The organism is Pseudomonas sp. R5(2019), assembly GCF_009905435.1.
Taxonomy (GTDB): domain Bacteria; phylum Pseudomonadota; class Gammaproteobacteria; order Pseudomonadales; family Pseudomonadaceae; genus Aquipseudomonas.
Genome location: NZ_JAAAMT010000008.1, coordinates 121,436 through 138,630 on the forward strand (window position 1 = coordinate 121,436; position 17,195 = coordinate 138,630).

Annotated in this window: 16 protein-coding genes; 5 read left to right on the plus strand and 11 right to left on the minus strand. The window is 54.7% G+C overall.

From position 1 onward, the window contains the following. Window positions 1–7 precede the first annotated feature (7 nt). The 5 genes from GUY40_RS07880 (at window position 8) to GUY40_RS07900 (ending at window position 4,911) form a co-directional block, all read left to right on the plus strand. Window positions 8–604, plus strand: coding sequence for a thiamine pyrophosphate-dependent enzyme (locus GUY40_RS07880; protein WP_166568389.1), 597 nt, complete (start codon window positions 8–10; stop codon window positions 602–604). A 107-nt stretch (window positions 605–711) separates the two neighbouring features. Beyond that, complete coding sequence (locus tag GUY40_RS07885; RefSeq protein WP_166568390.1) at window positions 712–1,500, plus strand: NAD(P)H-dependent oxidoreductase; 789 nt, start codon at window positions 712–714, stop codon at window positions 1,498–1,500. A 15-nt stretch (window positions 1,501–1,515) separates the two neighbouring features. Further along, window positions 1,516–1,962 carry a VOC family protein gene (locus GUY40_RS07890; protein ID WP_166568391.1) on the plus strand — a complete coding sequence of 149 codons (447 nt, stop codon included), beginning with the start codon at window positions 1,516–1,518 and terminating at the stop codon, window positions 1,960–1,962. A gap of 653 nt (window positions 1,963–2,615) precedes the next feature. Beyond that, on the plus strand, window positions 2,616–3,014 hold the full coding sequence (locus GUY40_RS07895) for a hypothetical protein (protein ID WP_166568392.1): 399 nt from the start codon (window positions 2,616–2,618) through the stop codon (window positions 3,012–3,014). 313 nt (window positions 3,015–3,327) lie between these two features. Further along, entirely contained in the window at window positions 3,328–4,911 is a 1,584-nt protein-coding gene (locus tag GUY40_RS07900; RefSeq protein WP_166568393.1) for an ATP-binding cassette domain-containing protein, read from the plus strand. 117 nt (window positions 4,912–5,028) lie between these two features. Here GUY40_RS07900 and GUY40_RS07905 read toward each other — a convergent pair whose 3' ends face one another. The 11 genes from GUY40_RS07905 to GUY40_RS07955 all read right to left on the minus strand — a co-directional run bounded on the left by GUY40_RS07905 (window position 5,029) and on the right by GUY40_RS07955 (window position 17,156). Then, entirely contained in the window at window positions 5,029–6,336 is a 1,308-nt protein-coding gene (locus GUY40_RS07905; protein WP_166568394.1) for an MATE family efflux transporter, read from the minus strand. Between the two features lie 10 nt (window positions 6,337–6,346). Next, a complete protein-coding gene (locus GUY40_RS07910; protein WP_166568395.1) occupies window positions 6,347–7,519 on the minus strand; it encodes an NAD-binding protein in 1,173 nt (390 codons plus the stop codon). Window positions 7,520–7,557: 38 nt separating this feature from the next. After that, on the minus strand, window positions 7,558–8,085 hold the full coding sequence (locus GUY40_RS07915) for a hypothetical protein (RefSeq protein WP_166568396.1): 528 nt from the start codon (window positions 8,083–8,085) through the stop codon (window positions 7,558–7,560). Then, complete coding sequence (locus GUY40_RS07920; protein ID WP_166568397.1) at window positions 8,082–9,608, minus strand: hypothetical protein; 1,527 nt, start codon at window positions 9,606–9,608, stop codon at window positions 8,082–8,084. The genes GUY40_RS07915 and GUY40_RS07920 overlap by 4 nt, the downstream gene beginning before the upstream one ends. 4 nt (window positions 9,609–9,612) lie before the next feature. After that, the gene (locus GUY40_RS07925; RefSeq protein WP_166568398.1) at window positions 9,613–10,674 is read right to left on the minus strand and encodes a hypothetical protein; all 1,062 of its coding nucleotides are present in this window, start codon (window positions 10,672–10,674) and stop codon (window positions 9,613–9,615) included. Between the two features lie 956 nt (window positions 10,675–11,630). After that, window positions 11,631–12,635 (minus strand): Ldh family oxidoreductase, encoded by a 1,005-nt coding sequence (locus GUY40_RS07930; RefSeq protein ID WP_166568399.1) that lies wholly within the window; start codon window positions 12,633–12,635, stop codon window positions 11,631–11,633. Between the two features lie 182 nt (window positions 12,636–12,817). Then, a complete protein-coding gene (locus GUY40_RS07935; protein ID WP_166568400.1) occupies window positions 12,818–13,642 on the minus strand; it encodes an ABC transporter substrate-binding protein in 825 nt (274 codons plus the stop codon). A gap of 45 nt (window positions 13,643–13,687) precedes the next feature. Continuing rightward, on the minus strand, window positions 13,688–14,350 hold the full coding sequence (locus GUY40_RS07940; RefSeq protein WP_166568401.1) for an amino acid ABC transporter permease: 663 nt from the start codon (window positions 14,348–14,350) through the stop codon (window positions 13,688–13,690). Continuing rightward, window positions 14,344–14,988, minus strand: coding sequence for an amino acid ABC transporter permease (locus tag GUY40_RS07945; protein ID WP_166568402.1), 645 nt, complete (start codon window positions 14,986–14,988; stop codon window positions 14,344–14,346). Before GUY40_RS07945 ends, GUY40_RS07940 begins: the two co-directional genes overlap by 7 nt. Continuing rightward, entirely contained in the window at window positions 14,988–15,800 is an 813-nt protein-coding gene (locus tag GUY40_RS07950; RefSeq protein ID WP_166568403.1) for an amino acid ABC transporter ATP-binding protein, read from the minus strand. The genes GUY40_RS07945 and GUY40_RS07950 overlap by 1 nt, the downstream gene beginning before the upstream one ends. Window positions 15,801–15,854: 54 nt before the next feature. Then, the gene (locus tag GUY40_RS07955) at window positions 15,855–17,156 is read right to left on the minus strand and encodes a Xaa-Pro peptidase family protein (RefSeq protein ID WP_166568404.1); all 1,302 of its coding nucleotides are present in this window, start codon (window positions 17,154–17,156) and stop codon (window positions 15,855–15,857) included. Between the last annotated feature and the right edge of the window lie 39 nt (window positions 17,157–17,195).

Genomic DNA, 17,195 nt, shown 5'->3' on the forward strand with positions numbered 1-17,195 from the left:
GCAGCCCATGTCTTTGAATAACGCATCGTTGAACCGCCGTGCAGTGGTCGCGCGCATCCTTGAACAGCGCGGCGAAGCGCTGGCCATCACCAGCCTGGGAAACCCGACCTTCGACGTCGCGGCGGCAGGCGACTGTGCGCAGAACTTCTACCTCTGGGGCGCCATGGGCGGCGCGGTCATGGTCGGCCTGGGCCTGGCCTTGGCACAACCGCGCAAGCGGGTGATCGTGTTTGTCGGTGACGGCGAAATGATGATGGGCCTCGGCTCACTGGCGACCGTGGCGGTGCACAAACCGGCCAACCTGACGGTGGTGGTGATCGACAACGAACACTATGCCGAGACCGGTATGCAGCCTGCTCACGCCGGACGTGGCGTCAGCATCTGCGAAGTGTCAAAGGCCGTCGGGTTCGGCCAGACCCGGTTGATCCGCACCGAGGCTGAGCTTGAAGAAAGCCTGGACCTGATCCGCAATGGCGCAGGCCCCGTCCAGGTCACCGTCAAAGTCACCACCGACCCGGAGCCGACCGCACTGCCGCCGCGTGATGGCCCGTACCTGCGCAGCCGCTTCCGTGAAGCGCTGCTGGGCAGCGACGCGCACCGCTGAAGACTGTGCGAAATTCCGCATAAACCTGCCGAAAGCATGCAAGACAGCCGTCTGCATGCCTTCCACTATGAGCAACGCAGCGTTTTATCCGTTTTTGGAGTGTTCACATGAAAGTACTGATCGTCTTCGCCCACCCGGAGCCCAACTCGTTCAATGGCGCCCTGAAGGACAGGGCCGTGACGGCGCTGACGGCCGCTGGGCATGAGGTGAAGGTCAGTGACCTGTACCGCATCAACTGGAAGGCGGATCTGGGCCAGGGGGACTTTACCGGCCCTCGGCTGAACCCGAATTATCTCGACCTGTCGGCCGAGCAAGAACACATGTTCCAAGGCGCGGGCTCGTGCCCGGTGGTGGCCCAGGAGCAGGAAAAGCTGTTGTGGTGCGACACCATCATCTTCCAGTTCCCGATGTGGTGGTTCGGCATGCCGGCGATCCTCAAGGGCTGGGTTGATCGCACCATGACCCGTGGCTTTGCCTACGCCACCGGGCGCAAGTACGACAGCGGCCTGTTCAAGGGCCGCCGGGCGATGATCTGCACCACCACCGGTACCGCCGCCAGCCTCTATGAGCCGGACGGGATCGACGGGGCGATGAACCATATTCTCTGGCCGATCCATAACGGTATCTTCCGCTACCTGGGGTTCGAGGTACTGCCGCCGTTCGTGGCCTGGATGCCGGCGCGGATGTCCGCCGAGGAACGCGAAGGTTACCTGGCCGACTACGCCGAACGCCTGGACCAACTGGACAGCACCGAGCCGTTGTTCTTCCACCCATGGGAAGACTACGGCACCGACCAGCGCTTGAAACCCGGTGTGAAGGCACGCTCGGGCTTCCAGTGGAACCCGACGGCCGACCAGGACCATGACTCGGCAGCCGACCGTTACACACACCGTTGAAAGGGAGGGCAATACGTGGTTGATCTGAATATCTTTCGCACGCTGCACCATGTCTGCATCGTCGTTCGCGACCTTGAACAGGCGGTGGCGTATTACCAGTCCATGGGCATTGGGCCGTGGACAGACTTCCCGTCGCTGGCGGGCTTCGAGACCACCGGGTATGAGCGCGAGGGCCTTCTCAACCTCAGGTACAGGTTCGCGGAGCTGGACAATGTCCAGATCCAGCTGTGCCAGCCGGGAGAGGGGGTAACGCCGCAGCGAACCTTTCTAGAGACCCGTGGAGAAGGGGTCTTTCATCTGGGCTTCAGCGTGGCCGATTGCGACACGGCCCAGGCGGCAGCCGAGGAGGCCGGGCTGCCGGTGCTGGGCAGCGGACGCATGCCCAATGGCAGCGGGTTCACCTATTTTGATACGGCGCGGGAAGGGGCTGGAGTGAATCTGATGGTGAGGGCCAGGCGTTAGCGGTGTGCTGCCTGGTTTTATCGCAGCATCCAGAAGAAAAGTATTCCGGTGACCACGGCGTTCACCGTAAAAATACCCAGCATTACACCGAGAGCCAGCAGCGAGTTTTTGCCCATGCGCTCGTACTCGTGAGGCTGCTCTCGGTGCTCCCTGCTCAATCGCAGACGGATAGGGCGTCAGGGCTCCGACCTGAGCGTTCAGGACAATCTTCCAAAATATAGTCCAGAAAAAATCAGCGGAAACGCATACGCGAATCAGACGTAAAAATAAAATTGAATGCTTCACCGATTTGTCGGCTTCATGGACAGGCGTGGCTACCGATGCAACGCCCGGTAATAGAAGAGCGCCCCTGAACGCTTTTGCTTCTTGGTGGGTTCGTTGCTTAGAAACGAGTCTGGGCCTAGAATTGCCAGCAAGAACCCCGCAAGGAGGGATTCCATATGTTGCATTTAGCTGACCGCGCGGACCTCTCGTCGTCCCAGGCGAAGCCCAAGCGTCGAGTGAAGAAGTCTACCCGCGATCCGATCGTAGTCGTCAAAGAGGCTGCGAAAGTCGGGGATGCCCAGTTCCAGTATTACATCGAGTCCGGGAAGCTACCGGCCTCTAAGTGAGCGTATGTGCCGCATGCTCGCGTCTTTTTGACGAATCGCTTTATGCAGCTGCCGACGTGGCATGATCTCTACATCGACTTCTACAACTTCAAGGTATGCGGCGACCATCCCGTCTATTGGGGGCGCGACGCCACCCTATGGCAAAGGCCATTCGGCAAAGTTCAACTGACGGACAGCCCAGTCATCCTGGCACGCTGGAGTGAGATCGCCGATCCGTTCTACCGTACCGTCAAGGAGTGGGAGGCAGCGCATGACAGTTGGCTGCTCTACGTCTATGACAACGTCGAAAACCGCTACCTCCTGTTATCGGTGTTCGGCCCTAACGCTCACAAGCACCCAAAATTCCAAGCCTACGTACTGGACTTGAGAGTCGAGACGGTCGACCCTTGGCTGCGAGGCGAGATTGAATGCTTCGAGCCGCCAGAAGACTACGAGCCTTGAGCCGGTAACACGCCGTCATCACTGCAGACGCTCCAATTGCTTGCCGAGCTCGCCAACCACACCGCAAATCGCTTGCAGGGGAAACGGGTGGTGGTGAATATCTGCGACCGCTCAAGCGCTCAGCCCATTGATTCGAGCTGCTCATATAACCGTCGGGGAAGCGCTACACCTTCAGGGCCGGCATGCTGTTTGAAGGTTTTTTCCAGATGTGGGCCGACGCCGTGTTCACGGTGATTGCCCATCCGCCGGACGCTGTTGCGCACCAACAAGGAGTTGTTCAGTGCCTGTCTGGCCGAATGTTTAAGGAAGCGTTATGACCCAACGGTTACTTCAGCTTGATCAAGTGTCGTTCAACCTGCCCGACGGGCGCGTTCTGTTCGATGACTTGAACCACACCTTCAGAGCAGGGACTACCGGCATCGTGGGTGCCAATGGCTGTGGCAAGTCCTTGCTTGGCCGGCTTCTGACGGCGGAACAGTTGCCCACCAGCGGCATCGTCCGGCGTGAAGGGCGGGTTTACGCCGTGGCACAGTTACTGGAACCCGAGCGCTATCCCACTGTTGGCGCGCTGGCCGGTGTCGACCATATTCTGGCGGCGCTGGATCGCATAGCTCAGGGCAGCATCGACGATTACGACCATTCGCTGGCGGTCGATCAATGGGATTGTGCCACTCGCCTTGAGGCGGAGCTGGAGCAGATCGGTCTGGGCCATTTGAATGTCGACGCTCGCACCGACGCCCTCAGTGGTGGCGAACGGCAACGGGTGGCGCTGCTGGGGGCGTGGCTATCCAGGGCCGACTGGCTCATTCTGGATGAACCCAGCAACCATCTGGATATTGATCAGCAACACAAGCTCGCGCAGCAGATCGATCGCTGGCCCAACGGTCTGGTGTTGATCAGCCACGACCGGGGCCTTTTGGAACACATGAGCGAAATCGTCGAGTTTTCGCCATTGGGGCTGGCGGTCTATGGCGGCAATTACAGTCAGTATGTGGCGGCGCGAGAGCAAGAACAGCAGTCGTTCCAGTCGGCGTTGCAAGGTGAGCGGGCAAAGGCCAAGCGCGAGCAACGCGAGATGGTCGTGCAGATGGAGCGTCAGCAACGGCGTAATGCGCGCGGCGATCGTCAGGCCCGCGACGGCAATCAGACCAGACTGATCACCAATGCACAGAAAGAGCGCAGTGAAAACAGTCAGGGAAAATTGCGCCTCAATCAACAGTTGGCCCGGGAGCAGCAACAACAACGTATCGCCGAGGCCCGTGCACGGTGTGCGCCGGACATTCAGCGCATGATGCTGTCCCCGGAAAGCATGGTACCCAATGGCAAGCTGATATTGCAGCTCAACGACGTCGTTCTTCCGTTCGGGTACACAGTGCCTGTCAATCTGACGCTGACGGGGCCTATGCGCATGGCAATCCTGGGCGCTAACGGCAGCGGGAAGTCGACCCTGTTGCAGGTGATCGCGGGTCAACTGCCGGTGCGCGAAGGCGAGCTCATACGCAGTTGCCATGTTGGCTGGCTGGATCAACATGCCGGATTACAGTATCCCGAACGCACGGCGGTGCAATGGCTCTACGAGAGTAACCCGGAGTTGCCCGAAGCCGAGGCGCGAACCCGCTTGGCGCAGATAGGAATTGATGCAGATCGTGCGATTCTCAAGACGTGCCATTTGAGCGGCGGAGAACGTATGAAAATCGCGCTGGCTGCGCAGCTGTATGCACAGCGGCCACCGCAATTGCTGCTGCTGGACGAACCTGACAACCATTTGGACCTGTCCAGTCGAATTGCGCTGGAGCAGATGCTTAATCAGTACCAAGGCGCATTGATCGTTATCTCTCACGACAGCGCTTTTTTACAGGCCATACATTTGGATGGCGAGTTTCATCTAAGAAGTTAGATCTGTTGTCCTGGTGGGGATGACTCCTTAGAACGGGCTGGCTCCGGGGAAGTTTTCAGAACCTGCCTGTAAACAGATGATAAATTAATTAGTTGAAATTTATCTGCATACATTTGTCTAGGGTGTTGGTTTTGACACCATGATGGGTGTTTTGTGGAAGCGATTACTGAGTCGCCACAGCAAAAACAGCATCAGTACAAAAGAACATGCAACCAAAGACACAAATATAGACTTAACGCTATGCTCATAAAATTCGAATAGAATCCAGCTGGCGGCTAAGCCTAGAACATTTAGGCAGATTATGGTGAGGATGGTGGGGAGCCAATAATCGCCCAAGCTTCTCAGGACCATTCTAATAACAATGTAAACGTATTCAAATACTAAATAAGGAATCGCGATTTTTATATTTTCAGCTATCAGCGTTTTTGTCATTTCATCGGAGCTGTACAGGCGAGCGATTGAATCCGAAAAATATAGGCATAGAAACAAGCATGGCACTAGAAGTACCGCGCCAAAAATTAACCCTTCAATACATTTGGCTTTGACCTCGCTTATTTTTCCCTCCACATGTGGCTTGGCTGTCAAAATGGCTGTTGCATTACCGACGCCAATCGAGATCATGTAAATCACACTTAAGAAATGCAAGGATGCTTGGTACGCAGATAGCTCGGGTGCACCCATATTTTTTGCAATGACAGAGAGAGTGAAGTATAGAAAGCTTTCTGCGCCGAAACATAATGCAAACGGTGCTCCCTTGAGAATAAAATTCTTATATTGTTTCGCGGAAACGGCCTGCAAGAAATACAATGAAAATTTTATTTTGTGTTTTTTGCTAAGAAGTACTAGTGCGGTTATAACCAAGGCCCAGCGCATGAAAGCATAGGTCGCAACAAAGCCAATAATGTTAACTTTGGACTCGAAAATAATAGGTGTCAAACATGCCAGAAGAAATACTATATTAAAAGTCCATACAAAAAACAGCTCAAGCTTAGGCTGGTTTAGTGCATTGAAGTAGTTGAAGATTACGATTTGTAAATAAATTGCAGGTATCGACATAGACATGAATGCCATTACCTTGCCGCTATCGCTATGTAGATTCTCCAGTTCATTAGCGCAGAGTATAAGGTACAAGAAAACGCTTGAGGTCACACAGCTACCCAGAAAAAAAGCCAATTTCACTGCCGTGCTAAGAATGGACATGATGTGTAAGTTACTGCCATTGTGAGTGCCCGCTACCTCAAAGATCAACACTGAATAGAAACCAATGCCGACAACAGTTGCTAATGAGATGAGCGCCCATGCGAATGACGCATGCCCAAGAGCATCTGGAATAACGTGGCCGACGAAAGCAAGATACAAAAATGATGAGACCATCTCACCCAGTCGAGAAATAATCAACGGGCCAGCCAGCTTAGCAATCATCATAATGCTATCCTTACCTTAACTGTATCTCTTCGAGGATGCCGGAATAAACATCTTCTTCCCAGTCAGAGGAAAGCGTCAGTCCTAGTGAGCTCAAAAAGGTAGAAAATATTCGACCAAAAAGAAAATGGAGAGATAAGTTTCTTGCGTCAAAGGCAGCAAATGCAGACAGATTTATTGGTCTTCCTTTGTTAAGGATATTTATTTCTTTTCCTTTCCAGTAAAGTGATTCCCTATCGCCGAGTTCAAAGGCTACCCTTATGCTGTCAGAAAATTCATCGTCATAGGAAGTGACTACGGCGATATAAGAGTTATTCTTCATGGCTGAGACTACTGCATCTGTAACACCGTGATGGCCCGACATGGAAAAGCAATAATCAAAACTATTTTTATAGGCTGACAGTGCCGCTCCTGATAGTGATTTAAAGCCCTCGGTTGAGGCCATGAAGAGACGAGCTTTATCGGCATCAACAACTACAATGTTTTTGACGCCTCTTTCTCTGAGTCCGAAGCAAAGTGATCGCCCAATGCGGCCATATCCAACTACCAGCGTTGGCTTGAAAATTGACCAGTCTGAAATAAATGAGTGCAAGTGTGCCAATATAATATTGGCCACCATCACGTTCTCCGCCATTTTATATGAATCATATGCCATGGACTTGAACCGCTCAGAGGTTTTGTAGTAAGCAGTGGGCATATATTTGCTTTGTCCATTTGCAGTGTCCTCAAGCACAAGCAGAAGCCGATCCCCCAATAAAAACGATAGTTCATCGATGTAGGGCGCAAAATATCCACCGATGTCAAAAAAAATAACGGGGAGCTCGGAGTTTCTAAGGATTTTTTTTATCTCAACGAGGGTTTTATAGAATTCAATTCTATCGCGAGCTTTCAATATTCTGGTGGGATTGCTAATGTGTCGTAGAAGATTGGGATTTAATGATGCCTTCTTAGGTATCAAATAGATATTTTCAAAAACGGACATCCAATGATTGCAAATGCTCAAGTTTACTGTTGTTGATAAATGCGAGAAGCAGAAAACTAGACAGTTGTTTATTGGTTTGCTATGGGGGATGTTATGTGCTTCAAGTACTTGACGATAAAATAACTCGGCAATTCTATGAGCATTTAAGTAGTTTAGTCTTTTCGCTGTAGGTGCGTTGTGCAATAAATTTCCCACGTTGTTCATAACGGCTCCATTCTGCAGTCGATAAATTGTACGCTTACTTAGTTGATAATAAGGGATGTGAGTGCGCTGTACGCCAATGACAGGGAGGCTAATGAAAGGGTTGAGTCATGTCCTTTGTTGATTGCTATGTTGGTGTTGAGCTGCACTAGAATGTTGCGAATCCATTCTGCGTATTCATGGCGCGTAACACCGAGCATCGATGTTTGTTTTGGTTGGTCTGGCCATTTGATAGAGAGGCCATTAACTTCTTCGCCAGGCAAAATAAGCGCAAGTTGTAGGTCCTGCTCTAAAGGGTTGATCGCGAACCCTTCACGTCGCAACGAATCGCGTTCGTCAACGATCCGCCCTGTTAAATACAACACGGCCATCAAAGCTCGCGGTAGAGCATCTTGGTAGCGATTTTTCTCCAATAGACTCGCAATGTTAGCCAATGTTTCGACTAAATTGTCATCGGTTATCAGGTTGTTATGTTTATTGATAGAAGGCCATTCGAGGCTGTTTTCTATAGATCTAATTGGATCGAGAAGTCTTAACTCTTTGAGATATTTAGTGTGCCGTATGCTCATAGCCTGATTGCCGTTTTCGTGGGTGTGTCAATATAAATTTTTTTGCCTAGGAAGGTATTAATACTGATCGAATCTTGATTAATAAAGATTGCTGGTATTTTAAAATTTCGGGCAAATGCGGCCCTTAGAAAAAAATCGTCCCGGGCTGCGCCGCAAAAAACGAATGCTTCAGGTAAGTTTTTTTGATCAAATGAGAATTCGGAAGTTATTAAATTTAGACATATTTTCCCTTCGCCCCATCCCGCATGCCCCTCATGTACTACTCCGACGGAAGTCCCAGGCACCTCACAGACGGCTGAGGAGAAATCGATAGGATTATGGTTCTCTCCAAAAGAATTACATTCGTCCAAGATGCAAGTCTGTTCATCGATATCAATAATGTAAATGCATATGCCTCTTTCGCTCGCGATAAAAATATCAGGAGCACTCAATTGCTGGCTAAGCTTGTCTTTAACTTCTTCTGTTATAACCTTTGCACGATAAAGCAACTCGGGGCCTATCCACCTGTGTTTTGTAGCAAGGCCACCAGAAAACACGAAATTTGATGACTCAGGATATTCTGTGATAGCCCTGAATAGCTCTATGGAATTGGCTTTTAAGTACGCATCTTTTGCGCGCTCAAACGATTCCTGACTTAGGATGTCTTCAACTGTAATAGTGCTGCTAGAGGAGAGGTCGGCGAGTCCATATATACCACTAAGGCGATTGTACATATTTGAAATCGATGATGGGTTTAAACCGTACTTTAGAAAGCGCAGAACCAGGCCTGGAGGTTGAGTCCCTGATCGATTGTGCATGATCGGGCCATCGCATGCTGCAAATCGCATGCTGTTGTATAAGACGTCCCCACCTGAAATGGTCGAAAAACTAACCCCTGAGCCAACTTGGCAAATAACCCCATCAAAATGTTCGATAGCATATCGATCCTTGAGCTCTCGAATACAGGCCTTAATGGCCAGTCCGTGGTAACCATTCGCGTACAAGCCATAGCGTCTGACTAACGACTTCTCAAATGGAGTCTTCTCTTTATGATGAAGAGACAAGTCGTTGACGGCTTGATCTCTTACCATGAGTTGCGCTGAGCCAAAGAATATTTCCTTAGCTTTTCTGAAAATTTCGAGGCAAAGCGCGTTGTGCCTTGAGCTGAGGTAGTCGTTAAATTCCAGAATACGTTCATTTTCCGTGCTGAATTCTTCGACCGGGGGTCCAAATCCAGCAAATTTTACACGATGCCCGATTATTGTAGGGGGTGGCCAGTCAATTTGCCTTGCGATATCCCGTGCTTTATTAATTATTAATGCAGCGGCCTTTGCCAGATTGTCCCCGACAGCAGCAATATAAACTTCGTCCTTATAGTCAGGAAGTCCGTTGAATTTGACTTTAACTGTTTGGAGGGGCAGGCCGATGAAGTTCATGTTTATGTCAACTCTGTTGCTCTGAAAGAACATGGAGGTTTTAATGGAAGAGCTTCCCGCATTTATCGCCATGCGGTTGCAGTTTGTAACTGTTCTCATTGCGGTCATCTTGTCAGTCCCACTCTTTTAGCAGGCTATTCAAGGAAGGTGTGTCGTCAGCGGCAAAGAATTTTTTGCGAAAATAGTATTCACAGGTTGATATTTTGTGATCGGTTTGCTTTCGGCTGTTAAATTCATGATTTAAAGCGGCGAGGGCTACCTCTGTTGATGGATAAATGCTGTTTTTCGACAAAAGCCCCTGCATGGCGACAAACACCATGTCCATGTAACTAAGTGCATCCTCGATATAGCGCCGACATTCATCCTCGCTCACTGCGCCGCGCCTGGAAAGCTCGAAAAATTTTTGTTTTATCTCGTCATGGCCTTTGATTCGATATATGTTTGAGTAGACCCATTTAGGATGCTTGTTCGTAATACCTGTAAGATAGGTTAGGCTCATCGTTGTTTTTAGCATCATGTCGCGAGTAATTTCGCACCCCATCCATAAATTTCCAGACTGCCAGCACCCTTGAACATCTTGGAATGCGTAAAAAACGGGTAGCTTTTCACGGTGTGCAACATAGATATGCTTATCTCTTGGTAAAAGCCGTTTGAGAGCTTCAAATTTTAGTTCGTTGGTCAGCGCATAACCCGTTAGAGACCGATGTATTACGTTGTTTTCTCGCTCCAGTAATATGGGGTGGTACAAAAAGCGTTGGTCAGAAAAGATTTCATCAAATGCTACTTCGATTTTGGAAATGATATTTTTGACGTCGTCGAATGTAATGTAGTCCGTGTCAATGTGCAGCCCGCTTTTGTCGTAGAAGTCCGTGGTGTTATGAACTTCTTCATTTCCTGCTAAGAAGTGATAGTTAGCATCTGTCACAAGTGCATGCTCACTAGATTCCACGTCCTTTGCTTTTGGTCTGTCTTCGCAAAGTACGATGCAATCAATATCAGAATGTGCGGTTCCAATCCCTTCAATTAATGTGCCTGAAACGATCAGGATGCTTTCATCGTCTAGATAAACCCTCTCGCGCAAATAGCTTTTTGGCACGACAACTGCTCCATCTAAAATGGAGACTGTTTCCTCTCCAACTTTAGAGTTCGATACCTTTATTAGGATTTCGTTCATGTGCTGGCCTCAGTGGTTTATCAGATTGGTTTTGTATATTGGATCCAATATTTTTTGGTTGTAATAGCCCCCGCCTTCCATACTGGATGACAAGCATCGGTAATACAGGATAGGATCTAGGGTGTGCTTTTGTTACAATCCTAAAATTGTTACGTCACTGTTTTAACTGAAATAGTTCGAGTATGTGAATCTAACGCGAGCGTATTACTCAACGCCTACGATGGGTGCAAGCCGGAGAAATATCGGATCGGGTCTTCACATACATGACGTACATGACGCGTGCTTCCATTCGATCTAGATGGCTTTTTATCAGACAACCAAAAAAAAACTAGCAGTGCAAGAACTTTCTTGTTTTTTTATTTTCAATGACTTAACTATTTTAAAATCAATAGGTTAGTGCGGTATGGGACTGTTCGGCCAATATTGAACGACCGTTTTCTTAGCCGTCGCTTAAGGGTACCAAGGCGGTTCGCATGAGCGACATATTCTCCTTAATGCTTTAGGGCTTAGCACTCGGAGCATTTCTTGAGGAATTTTCCTACTCATTTGGGCTGTGCGCTTTGGTACTTGGGTCGAAACAATCTTGGTAGAGCTGATGTGGCATTCTCTGCATCTGATAGATAGCCCGATAGCCTCACATTAGTGGGGCACGCTTCTGTGTCGTTGCCTCCGTGAGCCAGCAACCACCGACAGCGTTCGAGTCCCCATCGCCGAGTGCGATGACGTCCGAGGTGGTGAACATCTTTGGGCCGTTCAAGTGCGACTGGTGTTGAGCCATTCGGAAACTTCCGAGTGATGGCGCTGGTGGACAAGATCATCCAGCGCGGGGGAAGCCGGAAGGGGGACGCTGCGCTCGTCCATTGTGCCCACTCATCCTGACTGGGCGTGCGACCAGAGATGATGAGCCAGAGGTACACCACCCCGCTGGATCAGCGTTGGAAGGTTTCGTGTGTGCTTCAGCTCATTGATGCGAGCTGCTCATACAGCCCCCAGGGCAGCTTGATACCTTCCCGGCGGGCGCGGGCGTATGCCTCTTCCTTGGCTTTGCCGGGCCGGTGAACCCCCAAGGCTTCCAGGCGCGTTAGCTGTTGCGCCAGGCGTTGTTCGAAGTGTTCGTCGAGCAGATGCGGCGCGATGGCGATGACCAACAAACCGCTGCCGGGCGACTCGCTGCCCTGGCGAAAACTGGCCGAGTCCAGCGACCAGTTGGCGCCGGTCATGCCGGCGGCCAGCACTTCGATCATCAGCGCGATGTTCGCCCCACGGTGGCCGCCAAAGGCCAGTAGCGCGCCTTGCAACGCGTCGCGGGCGTTCTGCGTTTCCTGGCCCCGGGCGTCGACGGCCCATCCCGCCGGAATAGGCTCGTTGGCGTGAGCCGCCTTCAGGATCTTGACGAATGCCGTCGCACTGCTGGACTGGTCGAGCAGCACCTTGCGCCCGTCGGCGGCGCGGGCCGCGAACGCCAGTGGATTGGTCGAGTACATGGGCTGGCCCTGGCCGCTGACGGTCAGCAGCGGTGGGCCGTTGGTGAAACCCAGGCCCACCAGGCCTTCATCGGCCAGGCGTCGGGTGTAGTAACCCAGTTCCCCGCAGGTAAAGCCGTTGTGCTGGGCGAATAGCGCGATACCCAATTGTCGTGCGGCGTTGCGCAACGGGATGAATGCGCGGTCAAAACCCAGCTGGGCGATGCCCTTGCGAGCGTCGCAGCGAATCATGGCGGGTGCGGGATGGGTCAAGGTTGGTTCGACTGTCGGGTGTATGCGTGAGCAGGCGAACCCGTCGAGGTAGTCGGCCAGGTGCGAGAAGCCGACTTCCGGCAATCCATGGGCTTCGGCGTCCACCGTTGCCTGGGCAAGTGATAACGCCACGGGCTCGCTGGTGCCGTGCGCCAGGCAGCGCTGTTGCGCGAACGCAAAGGCTTGTTCCAGGGAGAGGTGCTTCATTGCCTGAGGGTGGTCCATGGGTTGTTGCTCCTGACCAGGATTAGCGTCGACTGTGTGGGCGTCATCGCGAGCGCGCCCCCACAAGAGCTTGCCTTCACATCGATGTTGAGGCGGGGACTGTGGCAAAGCTTGCTCGCGATGACGTCAGTACAGGCACTTAGTCTCTGGACTTTGCCCCACAAAAGCTCCCCACCGGTGGCTTATTCCACCAGCCGCGGTGCACCTACATCGGCCGCCTTGCGATCCAGCCCGAACGATTCGAGGATCTCGGCAACCTCGCCCGAGGCATGCAGGGCCGCGATGTCCGCACTCAATGCCTGCCCCAGCGCGGTGTTGGACTTGGTGTGCGGAATCCCGGTCTGGCCCGGTTCCAGCGTGGCCTTGACCCTTGGGTCCGGCTCGGCGACTTTGATGGTGCTGCCTTTGTAGGCGCCCTTTTGCTGTGAGGCGACGCCCACGGCAAAGCTGTCGGCGCCCGCCTGGATACGGTTCGCGGCCAGGTCCTGGGCCATGGCCACCGGGTTGGGGTAGAGCACCAGGTTGTCACCCAGCACTTTCTTCAGGTCCGCGACCCAGAGGTAACCCTGGACCGTGCCCACGCGCTTGCCTTCAAGCGCCGCGATGGTGCTGTGGCCCTCGGGCGAGATAATCCCCATCATGTCCAGGTACATCGGCGCGGACAGGCCCAGGGCCTTGGCGCGCTCTGCGGTTCGGTACCAGTCGCCGATGCCGACGTCGGCCCGCCGGGCGATGATGGACTGGATAACGGCGGCAGGGTCGACGACCGTCGATTTGATCTCAAGGCACTCTCGGGCCGCGATGCGCTTGATGATTTCGCCATCGACCCCGCTCAACTGGCCGTCGGCCCCGGGAGCGGAGTAGGGCGGAAACACCCAGGCGGCAACGGTCAGCACGCCGGGGGTCAGGGTTTCGAACTGATGAGCCGGTGTGCACTCGGCCAGGGCGTCGTGCGCCACGGTCATCGCGGCGAACAGGAAAGCCAAACGCTTGATCGATCTAGTCATGGTTGCACCTATGCAATGAGGGGGCAGGTCTTGGATCAGTCGTCGTTAGTGCGGCTGGCTGGGCGCCAGTCTTTTCTCAAGTAAAGTGACCACCAGCGTCGCGGGTGCACAAATGGCGGCGTACATCAGGCCCGCCAGGGTCAGCACCGGCATGTACTCGAACGTTGTGGAACCGATGGCAGAGGCCCTGCTGACGATTTCCGGCAGCGCGATGGTGAAGCACAGCGACGAGGCCTGGAACATCAGGATCGCAAAGCCCAGCAGCGAGGGAACCGCCACCCGCAAGGCCTGGGGCAGAATGACGAACCTCAGGGCGTCGATCCGGTTCAGCCCGATCACCTCGGCCGCTTCATTTTGACCGGCATCCACGGCCTCGATGCCACCGCGGATGATTTCGCTGGTGTAAGCGGCCGTGCAATAGGCCAGCGCCAGTGCCGCCGCCCAGAATGACGACAAGGTGAGGCCCGCCGACGGCAAGCCGAAGTAGAAGTACTGCAGCAGGATCAAGGCGGGCGCGCCGCGTCCGACTTCCACCAGCAACAGCGCCGGGTAGCGCACCAGCCGCGCCCTGGCGCTGACGCCCAGCGCCAGCAGCAGGCCGAGCAGCAGCCCCAGTGCCAGGCTGAGGGCGGTGATCTGCAGCGACAGGACAAAACCCTTCCACAGTTCCGGGAACCAGCTGCTCCACAGCTCGATGAGTTCTAGCATCGCGATATCCTCAGTTTGAGGCGGGTCGACAACCAGCGGGAAAACAACGCCACCGGCACGCTGAGGATCAGGTAGGCCAGCGCCGCTGCGCTGTACACGCCCAGACCCTGGAAGGTCTGCTGCGACACCTGATAGGCCTGGAAGCTGATATCACCAACACCGATGGTCGAGGCCACCGCCGAGTCCTTGAGCAGGCCGATGGCGTAGGTGGCCGAGGAGGGGATGGCGATCCGGATCAGTTGCGGCAGCACCACATCAAAGAAGCGCTGCGGCCCGGAGAGGTTGAGCACGGCAGCGGCCTCGTACTGCCCGTCCGGGATCGCGGCGAAGGCCCCGCGGTAAACTTCGGCCATGTGCGCCGCGGTGACCAGCCCCAGCCCGATCACCGCCGCTGCGAAGGGCGACAGGGGAATCAGGCCGCCACCGATGCCGAAGAAAATGAAGAACAGCCAGACGATGGGTGGAATGGAGCGCAGCGTCAGGATCAGCGCTGTCGCCAGCACACGGCCGAGGCGCGCCTCGGACATGCGCAGGGCGCAGAGCGGAAACCCCAGCACCACGCCAATCATCAACGCTCCCAGGGTCACGGCGATCGTCCAGGGCACGCCCCGCGCGAGCAAAGCCAGTATGTCGAGCATCAGCGATCCCTCACGGCTTGCAGGAACTTGATCACCCGCTCGTGCCTGGGGTGGCGCATCACCTCGACGCTGGGGCCTTGCTCGATGATCCGCCCTTCGGCCATCACCACCACTCGGTCCGAGACGGTTTCGGCGAAGTTCATTTCGTGGGTCACCACGATCATTGACATGCCCTCGCGGGCCAACTCCTTCATCACCGCCAGCACTTCCAGGCCCAGCTCCGGGTCCAGCGCGGAGGTCGGTTCGTCGAACAGCATCAACTCCGGCTCCAGGGCCAGCGCCCTGGCAATGGCGATGCGTTGTTGTTGGCCGCCCGAACAACGGGCCGGATAGTGCCCGGCCTTGTCGGCCAGCCCGACCCGATCGAGCAGTTGCAGTGACCGCGCATCGGCCTCCTGGCGGCTGCGGCCCAGGGTGCGAACCTGGGCAAGGCTGACATTCTGCAAGACCGTCAGGTGTGGAAACAGGTTGAACGACTGGAACACCATGCCGATGCGCCGGCGCAATTTCAGCAACTGCGCCTTGGGCAGGGGCCGGCCGGCTTCGATCTGCACGCCGTCCATGCTGACCCGGCCCTTGGTCGGCGGCTCTAGCTGGTTGATGCAACGCAGCAGTGTGCTTTTGCCCGAACCACTGGGGCCGATGATCGCCACGACCTCGCCCTTGGCCATCTCGAAGCTGACGTCGTGCAGCACGGAATAAGGGCCGAACTGTTTCTGGATAGCCTCCAGTTTCAGGAAAGGAATGGCCGCAGACGGGCGGCTCGAAGGGCGCTCAGGGGGCGTTTTTAGCACGGTCAGGGTGCTGCTCATTCTTCTAATCCTCGACAGATAAACGGGTCGCTGCAGCGACTCTCATGGCACGCGTTAACGTTCTCCATCCACCAAGGGAGTGCGCGACAGTTTCACGGCCCCCCGGGCGGTAATCAGCACCTGCTCCTCCAGCTTCACGCCTTCGCGCCCGCCTTGCTCGCCAATGAAGCTTTCCACCGAGACCACCATGTTTTCCTCAAAGACGCCGTCGTAGCCCCATTCGGCGAAATCCACCGCGTAGGCAACGCTGGGGTATTCGTCCACCAGCCCGACCCCGTGCAGCATCATCATGTAGCGGTTGTGTTCGTACTGCCTGGGCACCGGCCAGCAGCGCTCGGCGAACTCGCGGAAAGAGAGCCCGGGGCGCAGCAGGTCGACGTTGTGGTTGATCTGTTGCGTGGCAATGTCCAGCAGTTGGCGCTGCTGGCCAGTGACCGGCTTGCCGGGGCAGACGAAACTGCGGGAAATGTCCGAGAGGTAGCCACCCGGCCCGACCATATCGGTGTCGAAGCAGACCATCTCGCCGGCTTCGATCACCTTGTCGGTCGCGTCCTGGAACCAGGGGTTGGTCCGCGGCCCCGAGTTCAACAAGCGGCTCTCGGCCCACTCACCGCCCTGGGCGACGTTGGTGCCGTGGAGGATGCTCCACAACTGGTTCTCGGTGACTCCGGGCACGAGGCTGGCACGCATGCGGGCAATGGCCAGGTCGCACACCGCCATCGAGACACGGTGGCTGGCAATCTCCTCAGCGGATTTGATGACCCTTGCCTGTTCCATCAGTGGCTGCGCATCGAACAGTTCCAGGCCGCTGGCCTTGAGTTTTTCGGCGCCCCAGGGGTCGCAGCGATCCACCGCCAGGCGGCGGTTGTGGCCGCTGAACCGGTCCATCAGCGCCGCCACTTCCTGAGCCCATTGCCGGGCTTTTTCCTCGACCCGCGGCCCGGCCAGAAAGTACACCCAGGGAATGGCCGGGCGGATTTCATCAATGGTTTCCACATGCTCGCTGTTGTGTCGGCTGCTGGAGAACTCGAACAGCACCACCGGCCCGTCGGTGGCGATGAACACGTAGCGGCTGGGGGAGTGCATCACCCACAGGCCCAGGTTATTGGTGTCGGTGGCGTAGCGGATGTTGATCGGGTCGGCCAGCAGAATGCCGCCGTAGTCGCTCTCGCGCAGCTGTTGGCGAATACGCTCCAGGCGATAGTGGCGCAGCGCCTTGCGATCGATGGCGGCCTGAGCGCTCAGCAGCGCTTGATCAACGGGTGGCAGGGTGTGGTCGGTGACGCTGGCATCGCTGCGAAAACGCAGGTTGGCTTCGGCGGTCGGTTCAAATGGGACGCGGGAATCTGTATGCATACGGCAACTCCGTTGGAAAAGTTTCAAATCCATCATTCG

What these genes read in the sequence shown, in the direction of transcription:
- GUY40_RS07935 (WP_166568400.1), bottom strand. Translation starts at nt 13,642, where the DNA reads ATGACTAGATCGATCAAGCGTTTGGCTTTCCTGTTCGCCGCGATGACC.
- GUY40_RS07920 (WP_166568397.1), bottom strand. Translation starts at nt 9,608, where the DNA reads ATGACCGCAATGAGAACAGTTACAAACTGCAACCGCATGGCGATAAAT.
- GUY40_RS07930 (WP_166568399.1), bottom strand. Translation starts at nt 12,635, where the DNA reads ATGGACCACCCTCAGGCAATGAAGCACCTCTCCCTGGAACAAGCCTTT.
- GUY40_RS07880 (WP_166568389.1), top strand. Translation starts at nt 8, where the DNA reads ATGTCTTTGAATAACGCATCGTTGAACCGCCGTGCAGTGGTCGCGCGC.
- GUY40_RS07950 (WP_166568403.1), bottom strand. Translation starts at nt 15,800, where the DNA reads ATGAGCAGCACCCTGACCGTGCTAAAAACGCCCCCTGAGCGCCCTTCG.
- GUY40_RS07925 (WP_166568398.1), bottom strand. Translation starts at nt 10,674, where the DNA reads ATGAACGAAATCCTAATAAAGGTATCGAACTCTAAAGTTGGAGAGGAA.
- GUY40_RS07910 (WP_166568395.1), bottom strand. Translation starts at nt 7,519, where the DNA reads ATGAACAACGTGGGAAATTTATTGCACAACGCACCTACAGCGAAAAGA.
- GUY40_RS07955 (WP_166568404.1), bottom strand. Translation starts at nt 17,156, where the DNA reads ATGCATACAGATTCCCGCGTCCCATTTGAACCGACCGCCGAAGCCAAC.
- GUY40_RS07915 (WP_166568396.1), bottom strand. Translation starts at nt 8,085, where the DNA reads ATGAGCATACGGCACACTAAATATCTCAAAGAGTTAAGACTTCTCGAT.
- GUY40_RS07905 (WP_166568394.1), bottom strand. Translation starts at nt 6,336, where the DNA reads ATGATGATTGCTAAGCTGGCTGGCCCGTTGATTATTTCTCGACTGGGT.
- GUY40_RS07945 (WP_166568402.1), bottom strand. Translation starts at nt 14,988, where the DNA reads ATGCTCGACATACTGGCTTTGCTCGCGCGGGGCGTGCCCTGGACGATC.
- GUY40_RS07940 (WP_166568401.1), bottom strand. Translation starts at nt 14,350, where the DNA reads ATGCTAGAACTCATCGAGCTGTGGAGCAGCTGGTTCCCGGAACTGTGG.
- GUY40_RS07895 (WP_166568392.1), top strand. Translation starts at nt 2,616, where the DNA reads ATGCAGCTGCCGACGTGGCATGATCTCTACATCGACTTCTACAACTTC.
- GUY40_RS07900 (WP_166568393.1), top strand. Translation starts at nt 3,328, where the DNA reads ATGACCCAACGGTTACTTCAGCTTGATCAAGTGTCGTTCAACCTGCCC.
- GUY40_RS07885 (WP_166568390.1), top strand. Translation starts at nt 712, where the DNA reads ATGAAAGTACTGATCGTCTTCGCCCACCCGGAGCCCAACTCGTTCAAT.